The organism is Akkermansia sp. 54_46, from assembly GCF_001917295.1.
In the GTDB taxonomy this organism is placed as follows: domain Bacteria; phylum Verrucomicrobiota; class Verrucomicrobiia; order Verrucomicrobiales; family Akkermansiaceae; genus Akkermansia; species Akkermansia muciniphila.
Genome location: NZ_MNUD01000028.1, coordinates 59,237 through 71,938 on the forward strand (window position 1 = coordinate 59,237; position 12,702 = coordinate 71,938).

General features: G+C 55.5%; 13 protein-coding genes. 5 read left to right on the top strand and 8 right to left on the bottom strand.

The window, feature by feature from the left end:
• Positions 1-62: 62 nt before the first annotated feature.
• Positions 63-293, bottom strand: a complete 231-nt coding sequence (locus BHW66_RS05045) for a hypothetical protein (RefSeq protein WP_031930743.1) — start codon at positions 291-293, stop codon at positions 63-65.
• A 298-nt stretch (positions 294-591) separates the two neighbouring features.
• Between BHW66_RS05045 and BHW66_RS05050 the strand changes: the two genes are divergently transcribed.
• The 3 genes from BHW66_RS05050 (at position 592) to BHW66_RS05060 (ending at position 3,038) form a co-directional block, all read left to right on the top strand.
• Positions 592-783, top strand: coding sequence for a hypothetical protein (locus tag BHW66_RS05050; protein WP_042447906.1), 192 nt, complete (start codon positions 592-594; stop codon positions 781-783).
• A gap of 125 nt (positions 784-908) precedes the next feature.
• On the top strand, positions 909-2,084 hold the full coding sequence (locus tag BHW66_RS05055; protein ID WP_161994154.1) for a carbohydrate porin: 1,176 nt from the start codon (positions 909-911) through the stop codon (positions 2,082-2,084).
• A 546-nt stretch (positions 2,085-2,630) separates the two neighbouring features.
• Positions 2,631-3,038 carry a hypothetical protein gene (locus BHW66_RS05060; protein ID WP_012420127.1) on the top strand — a complete coding sequence of 136 codons (408 nt, stop codon included), beginning with the start codon at positions 2,631-2,633 and terminating at the stop codon, positions 3,036-3,038.
• 98 nt (positions 3,039-3,136) lie between these two features.
• Here BHW66_RS05060 and BHW66_RS05065 read toward each other — a convergent pair whose 3' ends face one another.
• From BHW66_RS05065 to tadA, 7 genes are all read right to left on the bottom strand, one after another.
• Positions 3,137-3,322: a FeoB-associated Cys-rich membrane protein gene (locus tag BHW66_RS05065; RefSeq protein ID WP_012420128.1), complete on the bottom strand. Its 186-nt coding sequence runs from the start codon at positions 3,320-3,322 to the stop codon at positions 3,137-3,139.
• Between the two features lie 34 nt (positions 3,323-3,356).
• Positions 3,357-5,618, bottom strand: coding sequence for a ferrous iron transport protein B (gene feoB / locus BHW66_RS05070; protein WP_094140253.1), 2,262 nt, complete (start codon positions 5,616-5,618; stop codon positions 3,357-3,359).
• Between the two features lie 76 nt (positions 5,619-5,694).
• Positions 5,695-5,925 carry a ferrous iron transport protein A gene (locus tag BHW66_RS05075; protein ID WP_012420130.1) on the bottom strand — a complete coding sequence of 77 codons (231 nt, stop codon included), beginning with the start codon at positions 5,923-5,925 and terminating at the stop codon, positions 5,695-5,697.
• A 31-nt stretch (positions 5,926-5,956) separates the two neighbouring features.
• A complete protein-coding gene (locus BHW66_RS05080; RefSeq protein ID WP_204801215.1) occupies positions 5,957-6,187 on the bottom strand; it encodes a FeoA family protein in 231 nt (76 codons plus the stop codon).
• A 250-nt stretch (positions 6,188-6,437) separates the two neighbouring features.
• Positions 6,438-7,817, bottom strand: a complete 1,380-nt coding sequence (locus tag BHW66_RS05085) for a cytochrome c peroxidase (protein ID WP_022197918.1) — start codon at positions 7,815-7,817, stop codon at positions 6,438-6,440.
• Positions 7,818-7,883: 66 nt separating this feature from the next.
• A complete protein-coding gene (lipA, locus tag BHW66_RS05090; RefSeq protein ID WP_022197919.1) occupies positions 7,884-8,822 on the bottom strand; it encodes a lipoyl synthase in 939 nt (312 codons plus the stop codon).
• A 62-nt stretch (positions 8,823-8,884) separates the two neighbouring features.
• A complete protein-coding gene (gene tadA, locus BHW66_RS05095) occupies positions 8,885-9,430 on the bottom strand; it encodes a tRNA adenosine(34) deaminase TadA (protein WP_012420134.1) in 546 nt (181 codons plus the stop codon).
• Positions 9,431-9,574: 144 nt separating this feature from the next.
• Between tadA and BHW66_RS05100 the strand changes: the two genes are divergently transcribed.
• The gene (locus BHW66_RS05100) at positions 9,575-10,573 is read left to right on the top strand and encodes an ROK family protein (RefSeq protein ID WP_094140251.1); all 999 of its coding nucleotides are present in this window, start codon (positions 9,575-9,577) and stop codon (positions 10,571-10,573) included.
• A 58-nt stretch (positions 10,574-10,631) separates the two neighbouring features.
• A complete protein-coding gene (locus tag BHW66_RS05105; protein ID WP_022197921.1) occupies positions 10,632-12,557 on the top strand; it encodes a heavy metal translocating P-type ATPase in 1,926 nt (641 codons plus the stop codon).
• Positions 12,558-12,702: the final 145 nt, after the last annotated feature.

A 12,702-nucleotide genomic window follows, 5' to 3' on the forward strand; every position in this document is an offset into this window, starting at 1 on the left:
TCCATTCCGCTGGCGGAGAAGGAAACGGGCACCCCGCTGTTTGGTGATGGACAATGAGATTGCTACTGTTCCGGCCTGCTGTTTTTCGCGGCGGCCTCATGGCACAGGTCTTGGGCTTCTTCCCGGATGTTTGCCAGTTGTTCCATGGCCTTCTGCTGGATGAGCATGGCCTTGGAAAGGCCCTGGACGGCCAATTTCCTGGCAACAGGACTTTTTACTACTTTCGCTCCGATGGCGGCGGCGATCATTCCTCCGACGAAGCCCCAGAGGCCTTTGTTGTTCATGTAACTCATGGTAATGTTTTGATTGGGTTCATCCGGCCTTGGCGGCATGCAGCCGCTTCTTTTCCGGAAGGATTGGATTATATCCAATCCAGCCTGCATTTTTTTAGCGTGCCCCCGTATTCTGGTCAAGATGAATTAGCTGAAACTAATTTTTAGCAGACATGAAAATATTTTTGCGATATTTTTAATACGTTGAAAACAAATAAAATATAATGAACCAACATAATGTTGTACTGAGCAGGGCAAGGGCATTGGGAAGAAAAAGTGTTGACTGAATAGTTAGTTTAATCTAACTTTGCCGCGTTGCATGAACTTGACCCATACAGGACTTCACCGTTTCTTCCGCCGGGTCTGCCGGTACAGGAAACTGGCCGGGCTGCTCATCCGGCGTCCCAGATACCGTCTGCTCTGCGGAGACTGTGGGTTCTGTATGGGGGCATGCGGCAGAGCTGTGAAAGAGCAAGCCCGGGAGAACGGAAGCGGAGCTCTTTCCCTGTAAAAGGAAAGCGCCCCTCTCCACCTCTGGATCAATCATATAAGTATTATACCACAAACATCCAACGATAAGACTAACCGTTTTCTATGAAGAAGCATAACATAATAGCAATGGCGTTGACGAGCCTCATGGCGCTTCCTGTAATCGCTCAAGACAGCACCCCTGCTGTCGGTGATATTTTGCAGGGCATCAATATGTTCACTCCGGAAGAAGGCGATCCTGCCTACAAGGTGAAGGCCAATGAGAAATACGGCACCCAATGGGGTGTGGATATGGCCTACGGACTTTGGAATACGGAAAAGGTTTCCGATGTTAAGCGCCATAACAACCTGGCTCTTCTTCATGCCCAGCTTAATCAGCGCCTTATTGAAGACAAGGCCAACGGGGGAACCTGGTTGCGTGTGGAATTTTCCGGTTCATGGGGGCTGGATCGTGAATCCGCACAGAGCGATACGTTTTTCACTGAAGCCTATGCCACGGCTTCCGGCTTGCATGCTGACGCGATGGGGCCTCATGAAGGAATATTCCCTGAAGTGGCGCTGATGCAATACTTTGCAGGGAAGCGCGCTTGCCTCATCGCAGGTATGGTGAATCTCACCAACTACTTTGATGCTGTCAGCATTGCCAATGACTCCTTCTCCTCTTTCACCAATGACGGGTTTGTGAACTCCACTATCCTGCCTTTGGTGGACAGCAATATTGGCGGTATTCTGCAAGTTGAACTCAACCGCAATAATTACATGATGGTTGCCGTTTCCCGCACGGGATGCGATTCTGGATACAATCCTTTTAATTCCGATTATTGCGATGGTTATGCCGTGGTTGGCGAATACGGCCATATCTTTGCCGACGGCGCTGCGACTCTCCGCATCAATCCGTTCTATACCAGCACGGATGTGGACATGGACGACGGGACCGGGGAACGCCGCCGCCAAAATGCCGGGCTTGTCGCGAGCATCGAATATACTCCCTGCGATCCTCTGACCATTTACTCTCGCGCCGGATTTGCCGCCAAACAATACTTGAGCAACTCCGCTGAATTCTCCGTGGGCGCCAACATTAAGCTCTTCCCTTCCCGTGAAGATGACTTCCTGGGCATTTCCTACGGTGTGTTCAAGGGGCAGACCCCCTGTGACGGAGAGCGCGCTGAGCATAACCGCGAACAGGTGCTGGAAGTCATGTACAGCTTCCAGGTGAATGATTATTTCAAAGTTGTTCCTCACTTCCAGTACATCGCGAATCCGGCTTACAGCACTTCCAGCGAAAACATTCTCTGGGGCGTTCAGGCAGTCTTTTCTTTCTGATCAGCTGATCCTGGACATGGCCGCCTTTTCTCTTAAATCAGGCATGGCCGGAGTTTCATGAAAACATAATGACATTAAATCTTCCTTGTCTGTCTCCATGCAGTGAGCGGAATCCTGCGTGAGAAAGATATAGAAGGGGTCTGCATGACCTGGCGGCAACGCCGCATTCTCGATCAGGTAGAGGATGCGGCGTTGCTTATTTGATTACGGAGCCATTTACCCTCCTTTATTGATGCCTGCTGGCGGAGCTTGGACCGGCAATGTATGCCGGGTCATGGAATGGCCTTCAGCCTTTCCTTATCTACCGTCAAATACTGACTGTTGAAGGTAGGAGGCTTCCCCAAGGCTATTCCGTAGAATTTTTATCCCGGGGAAAAATAAAAGCCGCCTGAAAATGGGCTTTCCCGCCCCTGTCTCCGTTCCCGGAAAAAACGGAAAAGAAGGCTTTTTGCCACGCCGGAAGATGGATGGGAGCCGCAACGTTTCCGGGGGCCGAAGCGTTTAAAACCATATTGACTTAAACGGGAATTATCTTAAACTGACAGAATGAGTAAGGTTCAATGGGAAATTTCAAATGATGAAGTGACCGACCGTGATACTGCTCTGCGCCGCTTGCAGGAAGGAACGACCGGCCACGTGGTGTGCGCCCGCGACGGCGCGTGCCTCCAGTCTTATAAGGAAGCGGATGGCGTGTACCATTGCGAAATTGTATTCAAGACGGATTCCTGCTGCCCGCCGGTATTCGCCGCCCCGGAAGGGGTGACGGGAAAGGAGCTGGAAATGCTTTACGATCGTTTTGCCAATGGGGACGATTTTTCCTTTGTGGAAAAGGAATGGGAACCTCTGATGGCCGTGGAATACCGCCATCGCCACAATGTGATGTGGTTCATCTTCCTGTTCATTGCGCTGGTAATTGCGGCCATGGCGGCATATCAGCACGGTTGGATTGAGTGACAGGGTAGAGGCTGGCTGCGGCAGGCGCCGTAGCAGAAGAACCTGCAAACCGCAGAAAATGGTTTGCAGGTTCTGAATGGGATAACCGGGGCCGGGATTTAATCCTGTTTTTCGTGGTCGTGATGGTGGCCGCCGCAGCAATTTCCGCCGCCACCGCAACAGCCGTCGCTGTCGTTGCCGCAACATCCGCAGTTGCCGCAGCACTTGCCGCGCTTGCTGAAAATTTTGTATAACGCGTAGGCTAGGGCCAGGAAAAGAAGGGTGGCGATGATATATGTTCCCATATTGTTCAGTAGAGTTAAGGGGTTGGTTTAGAAGTTATTTGGAGGCTGTATAAGGTTTCTTTGCCACCAGGTAAACGAGCCCCAGCAGGAGCAATAGGGCAATGCCCTGCCCGATGCCGAAGGAAGCTTCCGCATAAAGCCATGCTCCCAGCTGGTAAATCAGGAAGGCCAGGCAGTACGCCAAGGCGCACATGTAGCCGATGGCGAAGAAGGTCCATTTGGCGCTGTTCATTTCCCTTCTGATAGCGCCCATGGCCGCGAAGCAGGGGGCGCAGAGAAGATTGAAAATCATGAAGGAGAAAGCGCTCAGGAAGGTGAAGGCTCCCGCTTGGACCAGGCGGTCCCCGGTTTCCCTGATTTCCTCATCTTCATCTTCCTCTTCTTCCGCTTCAGCAGCGGATTCTCCGGAACCTTCCTCCAGGGATGCCTGGAGCTCCCGGCCGGCGGGGGCCATTTCCTGCGTTTCGGGGGAGTCCTCCGTTTTTTCCGCTTCATCTTCCCCGGAACTGCCGTCCGCATACAGGACGCCGAAGGTGCCTACCACGTTTTCCTTGGCAATCAATCCGGTAATGGTAGCCATGGTGGGTTTCCATTCACCCCAGCCCAGAGGCTGGAAGACAGGCGCGGCCACATTGCCGATGGAGGCCAGCATGCTGTCATTCTGCTCTACGGAATCCACCTTCCAGTTGTAGCTGGAGAGGAACCAGATCAGGGCGCTGGACACAAAGATGACGGTCCCGGCTTTTTGCACGAAAGCCTTGCAGCGGTCCCATGCATGAATGATGACGTTCTTCCAGGCCGGGATGTGGTAAATGGGAAGTTCCATGACGAAGGGAGTGGGATCCCCGGCGAACATGGCAGTCTTTTTCAGAATAAGGCCGGAAAGGATGATGGCGCCCACCCCGATGAAATAGGCCCCCGGAGCCACCCAGGAATTTTCCGGGAAGAAGGCTCCGGCAATCAGGGCAATGATGGGAGTTTTGGCCCCGCAGGGGATGAACGTGGTGGTCATGATAGTCATGCGCCTGTCCTTTTCGTTCTCAATGGTGCGGGTCGCCATGACTCCAGGAACGCCGCACCCCATGGAAACGAGCATGGGAATAAAGGATTTCCCGGAAAGGCCGAATTTGCGGAAAATGCGGTCCATGATGAACGCTACGCGGGCCATGTAGCCGCAATCCTCCAATATGCCCAGGCACAGGAACAGAACCGCCATTTGCGGGAGGAATCCCAGAACGGCTCCTACGCCGGCAATCACGCCGTCCTGGATCAGGCTTTCCAGCCATGGGGCGCAGCCGGCGTTTTCCAGCAGGCTTCCTACCCATTCCGGAACCCATTCCCCGAAGAAAGTATCATTGGCCCAGTCCGTACCCCATGCGCCTATTGTCTGAATGGAGATGTAATATACAGCCCACATGACGACGGCAAAAATGGGGAGGCCCAGCCAGCGGTTGGTGATGATGCGGTCAATCCTGTCGCTGCCCGTCAGGCTGCCGGGGCTGGCTTTAACGACGGCGTCTTTGATGATGCGGGAAATGGAATTATAGCGTTCATTGGTGATAATGGATTCACTGTCGTCATCCATTTCCCGTTCCATGGTTTCAATAATCCCGTTGATGCGGGATTGTTCCTCGGGATTGAGCGCGAGCTGGTCCGCGACTTTCTGGTCTCTTTCGAAAACTTTAACGGCAAACCATTTTTTCTGCTGATCCAGGCATTTGCCGGTGATGATTTCCCCAATTTCTCCGATGGCTTTTTCCAGATGGTCCGGAAAGTGGACGGCCTGCGGGGTCCGGGCGTCGTCCGACGCAGTCGTCGTTACCACGGCGTCTATCAGTTCACGAATGCCGGTCCCCTTGAGAGCGCTGATTTCCAGCACCTGGCAACCGAGGTTGCGTGAAAGTTTTTCCGTGTCGATCCTGTCGCCGCGCTTCCGGACAATGTCCATCATGTTCAGCGCTATAATGACGGGAACGCCCAGTTCGCAAAGCTGGGTGGTGAGGTAAAGATTGCGTTCCAGGTTGCTGCCGTCAACCAGGTTCAGGATGAGGGAGGGATGGTCCGTGACCAGGTAATTCCGGCTGACGACTTCCTCCAGGGTATAGGGGGAAAGGGAATAAATGCCCGGAAGGTCTTCAATGATGATATTTTTATGGCCTTTCAGGCGGCCTTCCTTTTTTTCCACGGTGACGCCGGGCCAGTTCCCGACGTATTGGTTGGCGCCTGTCAGGGCGTTAAAGAGCGTGGTTTTCCCGCAGTTGGGGTTGCCCGCCAGGGCGATGGTAATGTTGCTCATGAATGGTTTCCTTGTCTTGATATATGGGTGCCCGTCTTGCTGTAAAGTCAGGAAACGTGCGGTAATAGAGGCGGAATCAATGGATATGGATGTTCTCCGCTTCCGATTTGCGGATGGAGAGTTCGTACCCGCGGACAGTAACTTCAATGGGATCTCCCAGAGGGGCGACTTTGCGGATGAATATCTGCGTTCCCTTGGTAACCCCCATGTCCATGATGCGTCTTCTGACCGGGCCTTCCCCCGCCAGTTTGCCGACGGTGACGGTTTCCCCGATGAGGGCATCTCTCAATGTACGATGTTTGGTCATAGAATAATGGTTGGTTGTTGGATGGAATAACTCAGGCAACGAATATTTTGCTGGCAAGCGCCTTGCTGAGCGCAATCCTGGAGCCTTTGACGTTGATAATGAAATTACCGCCGTTTTCGGAAACGATGGAGACCGTGCTCCCGGCAACGAAGCCCAGGCTTTCCAGAAAACGCCGGGTTTCATCCTTGCCATGGATTTTGTTGACTTGGCGAATATCGCCGATGTTGAGCATGGAGAGTGGCATGGTGCGTGTATGAATCAAATCCGGAAAGAAGTTAGTTTTATCAAACTGATAAGTCAATGATATTATTAGGATATATTTTCAATCAATGTAAAATGCGTTTAATATAAATTGTTTGCGTATTAGTTTAATCTAAGTATGGCCGGCGGGGAAGAGGCGGGGAATGGAAGTTTCCCGGCAGTGCCTGCCGTAGGAACTGGAAGGGAAATGCAAAAAAGCCGCGCCAATGAATGTTCATTGGCGCGGCTGGAAAAAGAGCTTTTCTTCAGATTCAGGAGGCAGGGCAAACTTCGCCCTGGACGGGTTTGCCGTTGTATTCTCCGGTAAGCGTTTTCAGGAAAGCCACCAGCAGTCTCACTTCCTTCTTGTCCAGTTTATCGTAACCGAGCTGGTAATGGTACATTTTCGTAATGGCTTCCTCCAGCGTCTGTGCGGAGGCGTCATGCATATACGGCCAGGTGAGTTCCACGTTGCGGAGGGTCGGAACGCGGAAGCGGTGCCTGTCCGATTCCTTTTTGGAGAAATTCATCAGGCCGTTATCGTCATTGGTCTTGGCGCGTCCGGCAAAGAAATCGCCTTTGAGGTCGGCGTATTCAAAGGACTGGCCTCCCATGGCGGGACCGGTGTGGCAGGTCTGGCAACCAAGCTTCAGGAAAAGCTTGTAACCTTTTTTGGCGTTCTCGCTGATGGCGTTTTCATCCCCTTTCAGGTAGCGGTCAAACGGGCTGTTCGGCGTGATAAGAGTTTTTTCATATTCCGCGATGGCATTCGTGATGGTCTCTCCGGTGAATCCCTGGGGGTAAACCTTTTTGAATTCTGCGGCAAAAGCGGTGTCTTGGTCCAGTTTGGCAGCGATCTTCTTCCAGTCATCCGGATGTTCGTACCCCATTTCCACCGGATTCAGGGGTGGTCCGCCGGCCTGTTCCTGGAGGTTGGCTGCGCGTCCGTCCCAAAATTGCTTGGCATGGAAAGCGGCATTGAAAACGGTGGGGGCATTGATGCCGCCTTTCTGGCTGCGGACTCCAGTGGAAGTGGGCAGGTTGTCCGTCCCGGCTTTTTCCAGGGAATGACAGGAAGCGCAGGAGACGGTATTGTCCGTGGAAAGGCGCACGTCATGAAAAAGCTTGTAGCCCAGGGCAACTTTGGCCGGATCCGTGGGGAGGGCGTCCGGAATGGGGGCAAGAGGGGAAAGGGCGTATTCCTCTCCTACCATATCGCCGAAAATTTTCAGGCGCTCATCCTTGATCCACTGGAGCATGGCGTTTTTCTCCCGGAGAGTGAGCGTGCTGCCCCAGTGCACCATGGTGTAGGAAGTGGGGGGCATGGAATTGATTTGAAGCACATGTTCCAGCTTGGAAAGGGTAACGGCAGTGGGAGGTTCTTCCATATTGTAGCTGCGCTGCCCGTCCCTGATATGGCGCGCCAGCAGGCCTCCGGAAAGAGTATTGACCAGTTCGGAAATGTGAGTGCCGGGCTTGTGGCAGTCCGCACATTTGGAATTCATGGTCTGTGCGGTAATTTCCGCCGCCTGGGCGGACGTCAGTGGCTTGACATTCTGGTTCGGCAGGAACAGGGGGGCGACAGCCGCCGTCACGATGACCGTGCCGCCCAGAATGGCTCCTGCCTTGATGAAGGAACATGTTTTGCTCATGAGATTTTCAATGACGTGGAATTGCCCGGATGGTAAAAGGGGAGGGATAAAAAATCAAGATTTATTCTAAAGTTCGCCAGCCTTTCTCAGGTCTTCATTAATGGCTTCCAGAACATCCGCTTCCGGGGTGAAATTGGCGGCGTGGTAGGAGCTGCGGACCAACGGCCCGGATGCCACGTGCCTGAAGCCTTTGGAGCGCGCAACTTCCTCATACCGGGCGAAATCATCCGGATGGACGTATTTGACCACCGGAAGATGGTTGCGGGAGGGGCGCAGGTATTGCCCCAACGTCAGGACCGTGACGCCGTGCTCCAGCAAATCGTCCATGGAGCGGAAAAGCTCTTCTTCCGTTTCCCCCAGGCCCAGCATGATGCCGCTCTTGGTAGACACTTTGCCGTCCACGCACTCCAGAGCCATCCGGAGAACGCGCAGGGACCGCCGGTACTGGGCGCGGAAGCGGACAATGGGCGTGAGGCGTTCCACCGTCTCCAGATTGTGTCCGAAAATATGCGGACGGGCCGCCATCAGCGTCTGGATGGAGGAGGGCTTCTCATTCAAGTCCGAGGCAAGCACTTCAATGATCGTGGAAGGGCTGGCTTTTCTGACGGCCCTAATTACCTGGGCGAAATGCGCGGCGGCGCCGTCCGGCAAATCATCCCGGGTGACCATGGTAATTACGGCGTGGCGCAGCTTCATGTGCACGACGGCTTCCGCCACGTGCTGCGATTCTTCAGGATCCAGCGGGCCGGGCTTGGCCGTGCGGGTGGCGCAGAATCCGCAGGCGCGCGTGCACCGTTCTCCGGCAATCATGAACGTGGCCGTACCCTGGTTCCAACATTCATAACGGTTGGGGCAGTGTGCTTCTTCACAGACGGTGAAGAGGTTTTTGCCTTCCACAAGCTGCTTGACGTCCCAGAATTCCCGGCCGTTGGGCAGACGAACCTTGATCCACGACGGTTTGCGTTCCGTTCCTTCCGCAGTCTCATTGTCGTTCCGGCGTTCCATAGTCCCGCTAGCTTGCCGTGACTCTGCTGCTTTGGCAAATGCAAAGTGTTTTATTCCGGACTTCATTCCCCGTTTTCATCCGGAGGGGAAGAAAGACGCGCAGACAATTTTTTCCGTTCTTTTGCCGCCAGACGCGCCGCACGGAAAAACTCCTGGAGATGAAGCAGGCACTCGTCTCCCAGTACGCCGGGACGCACCTCGCACTTATGGTTCAGGGGCGGATTGGAATCCAGCAGATTGATCCAGCCCCCCGCAGCCCCGGTTTTTGCATCCGGGCAGCCGAAAACGACGCGGTCCGGACGGCAGTGGACGATAGCTCCTGCGCACATGGGGCACGGCTCCTTGGTGACATACAGGGTGCAGCCTTCCAGCCGCCAGTCGCCCAAAGCCTCCTGGGCCGCCGTCAGGGCAATCATCTCCGCATGGGCCGTAGCATCCTTGAGCGTCTCCACCTGGTTCCAGCCCCGGCCGATCACGCGGCCATCCTTCACCACAATGGCTCCAACAGGCACTTCCCCTTTCACGAGGGCCTTTCTGGATTCTTTCATGGCTTGGCGCATGAACCATTCGTCCGAACCGGGCATTTCCATCATTACGGAGGTTATCATGGACCGGGCGGCGCGGTTCTGGCAAGCTCTTTCTGGAAGATTCTTATTGTGTTTTATACGGTAAGTGCGCCATGCCGCGGAAAGGGGTGGGGATGAATGCGTTTTTACGTTGATTCCGGAGAATGGGTGGCATAAGTATGGACTATGAGCTTTTCAGAACCCTGTGCCTTGGCCGTTGATTTCGGCGGCACGAGCATCAAAATGGGCGTAACGGCGGGGGAGCGTATTCTGGCGACGGCCGACCGCATCCCTACTGCCATGTTCGAAAGCCCGCAGGCAATCATTGATGCCATGATTGCGTCCGCCCGCACCCTGCGCGGACAATTCCCCTCCGCCTGTGTGATGGGCATGGGAATGCCGGGATGGTGTGATTACCAGCGGGGAGTGCTTTACCAGCTTACCAATGTGAGGGTCTGGGATAGGGAAATTCCGGTGAAAGAGATGATGGAGCAGGCCCTGGGCCTCCCCGTCGTGCTGGATAATGACGCCAACTGCATGGCTTATGCGGAATGGAAGATGGGCGCCGGGCGCGGCATGTCCAGCCTGGTGTGCCTGACGATGGGAACGGGGATAGGCGGGGGAATCGTGGTGCATGACCGCATGCTGCGGGGAAGGCGGCTTTCCGCTGCGGAACTGGGCCAGACCAGCATTCATTACCAGGGGAAAACGGGACCGTTCGGCAGCCGGGGAGCCATTGAGGAATACATCGGCAACAACGAACTGGCGGCGGAGGCGGTTAAACGGTATGCCGGGGCGGGAATCATCAAGACGGTGGATGAATGCACGCCCAGGCATCTGGACGAGGCTGCCCGGTCCGGATGTCCTATAGCCCTTCAATTATGGGAAGATACGGCGGAAATGCTGGGCTGCCTGATCATGAACCTGATGTATACGCTGGTGCCGGACGCCTTCATCATCGGGGGCGGTGTGGCCAAGGCAGGGGATTTGTTGATGAAGCCACTGCTGGAGAACCTCAGGAAACAGTTGTTTCCTCTCCTGATGGAGGATTTGAAAATTCTGCCTGCCAGATTTGGAGCGGAGGCGGGGTTGCTGGGAGCGGGAGCCATGGCGATGGATGAATTCATGGGGATGGGGATTTTGGAACGGTTTAAGAATCAGAAATCAACGCAGACTTTTTGTTAGTTTGGGCTAATATAGGGCTTGCCATGCCGGAGAGGCAGGCGTATAAGCGGAACAGGTCATGAGCACGGAACATTCCCACGAACATTTTCCGGAAGGTGCTTCCTGTTGTTCCGGAAGCTGCGGTTCTGGAAGCTGTTGCTGCTCCGGAGACGCCATCGGGCCTGTTCCCGCCGTGCTGGGCATTGCCCTGTTCATCAGTGCGCTGGCGGCGGGCGGCGATTCCCTGGCCGGTATGGCCGCCTACGTGGGCTCCTACCTGCTGATAGGCTGGGATGTACTGAAGGCCGCCTTTCTGGGGATGATGCGCGGCCGCGCCATCAATGAAAATTTTCTGATGAGTATTGCTTCCCTGGGGGCGATGTTCCTGGGGGATTATTCCGAGGCGGTGGGGGTGATGCTGTTCTACCGCGTGGGAGAGTACCTTCAGGAACGTGCGGTGGGCAGCTCCCGTCGGTCCGTAAGCGAACTGATGAGTCTGAGGCCTGAGGCCGTCCATGTGAAAAAAGCCGGAGCCGTAGATGACGTTCCTCCTTCCGAGGTTCTGCCCGGCTCCCTGATTGAAGTGCGCCCCGGCGAACGCGTTCCGTTGGACGGTGTGGTAACGGGAGGTTTCTCCGTGCTGGATACCTCCGCCATGACCGGGGAATCCCTGCCGGTGGAAGCCGGATCCGGAAGCCCCGTGCTGGCGGGGTACATCAACGGGCAGGGTGTGCTGGAAGTGCGTACGGAGCGGGACTGGCGGCATTCCGCCCTGGCGCGGGTCCAGGAACTGGTGGAAGCCGCATCAGGCCGCAAATCCCCTCTGGAGGGGAGGCTGTCCTCATTTTCCCGCATTTATACGCCGCTGGTGATTTCCATAGCCGCTCTGGTATTTTTGCTTTATCCCCTTGTGACGGGCGGAAGCTGGGCGGACGGTCTGTTCCGCGCCCTGGTCCTGCTGGTGATTTCCTGCCCCTGCGCGCTGGTACTGTCCATCCCGCTGGGCTTTTTTGCCGGAATAGGGAGAGCGGCGCGGCAGGGGATTTTGCTGAAAGGGAGCAACTATCTGGATGCCCTGCGGAAGGTGAAGACGGTGGTGTTTGACAAAACCGGAACCTTGACGGAAGGCGTTTTTTCCGTGGATGAAGTGCTTCCCCGTGACGGCGTTTCCCCGGAGGAACTGCTGTACTGGGCGGCCCATGCGGAACTCTCTGCCTCCCATCCGCTGGGGCGTTCCATTGTGAAGGCATATGAAGGGACTCTGTTTCCGGACCGCGTGGCGGAACTGGTAGAGGTGACGGGCGGCGGCGTTTCAGCCCGCGTGGAAGGGAGACCGGTTCTGGTGGGGAAAAAGTCTTTTCTTCAAGAGGCCGGCGTAAGGACGGAGGAGGGAGAAGACCATGGCGTGACCGTTTATGCGGCGTTGGACGGCATACTTCTGGGATGCCTCCGCCTGTCTGACCGCGTCAAGCCGGGAGCGGAGCGTGCGGTGCGGAAATTGAGGGAACTGGGCGTTTCCAACCTGGTCATGCTGACGGGGGATTCTTCTTCCGCCGGAACGGAAGTGGGGCTTAAGCTGGGGATGGACGGGGTATTCTGCGGGCTGATGCCTGCCGGCAAGCTGGAGCATGTGCGCCGGCTGAAACCTGAAACGGGGCTGCTTGCCTTTGTGGGGGACGGTATGAATGACGCCCCTTCCCTCGCTGCTGCCGACATCGGCATTGCCATGGGCGGTGTAGGGTCCGATACGGCTCTTCAGGCGGCTGATGTAGTGGTGATGAAGGGAGATCCTTTGGCCGTTCCGCTGGGGATGATGCTTTCCCAAGCCACAGAGCGCATCATTGTGCAGAACATCGTTCTTATTTTGGGCGTCAAAATTCTGGTCATGGTGCTGGGTATTCTGGGGCTGGCGGGGATGTGGGCCGCCGTGATGGCGGATGTGGGCGTCTGCCTGCTTGCGGTGGGCAACTCCATGCGTATTTTCCGGGTGAAGCTGGACATGTGACGAAAGGGAACTCTCTTCCTCCCCCTGTTTATGGGAGGATGCCCCCATCCCGATATCCGGATGCTGCCGCGGAATCTTGGAACAGCGGAAGATATCCTGATAAAAAAACCTCCGTGCCGGCGGGCGGAACGGAGGACGGGGGAAA

Coding starts and splice junctions, on each gene's coding strand:
- BHW66_RS05100 (WP_094140251.1), top strand. CDS start 9,575: ATGAGCTTTTCAGAACCCTGTGCCTTGGCCGTTGATTTCGGCGGCACG.
- BHW66_RS05085 (WP_022197918.1), bottom strand. CDS start 7,817: ATGAGCAAAACATGTTCCTTCATCAAGGCAGGAGCCATTCTGGGCGGC.
- tadA (WP_012420134.1), bottom strand. CDS start 9,430: ATGATAACCTCCGTAATGATGGAAATGCCCGGTTCGGACGAATGGTTC.
- BHW66_RS05105 (WP_022197921.1), top strand. CDS start 10,632: ATGAGCACGGAACATTCCCACGAACATTTTCCGGAAGGTGCTTCCTGT.
- BHW66_RS05065 (WP_012420128.1), bottom strand. CDS start 3,322: ATGGGAACATATATCATCGCCACCCTTCTTTTCCTGGCCCTAGCCTAC.
- BHW66_RS05050 (WP_042447906.1), top strand. CDS start 592: ATGAACTTGACCCATACAGGACTTCACCGTTTCTTCCGCCGGGTCTGC.
- BHW66_RS05045 (WP_031930743.1), bottom strand. CDS start 293: ATGAGTTACATGAACAACAAAGGCCTCTGGGGCTTCGTCGGAGGAATG.
- lipA (WP_022197919.1), bottom strand. CDS start 8,822: ATGGAACGCCGGAACGACAATGAGACTGCGGAAGGAACGGAACGCAAA.
- BHW66_RS05075 (WP_012420130.1), bottom strand. CDS start 5,925: ATGACCAAACATCGTACATTGAGAGATGCCCTCATCGGGGAAACCGTC.
- feoB (WP_094140253.1), bottom strand. CDS start 5,618: ATGAGCAACATTACCATCGCCCTGGCGGGCAACCCCAACTGCGGGAAA.
- BHW66_RS05060 (WP_012420127.1), top strand. CDS start 2,631: ATGAGTAAGGTTCAATGGGAAATTTCAAATGATGAAGTGACCGACCGT.
- BHW66_RS05055 (WP_161994154.1), top strand. CDS start 909: ATGGCGCTTCCTGTAATCGCTCAAGACAGCACCCCTGCTGTCGGTGAT.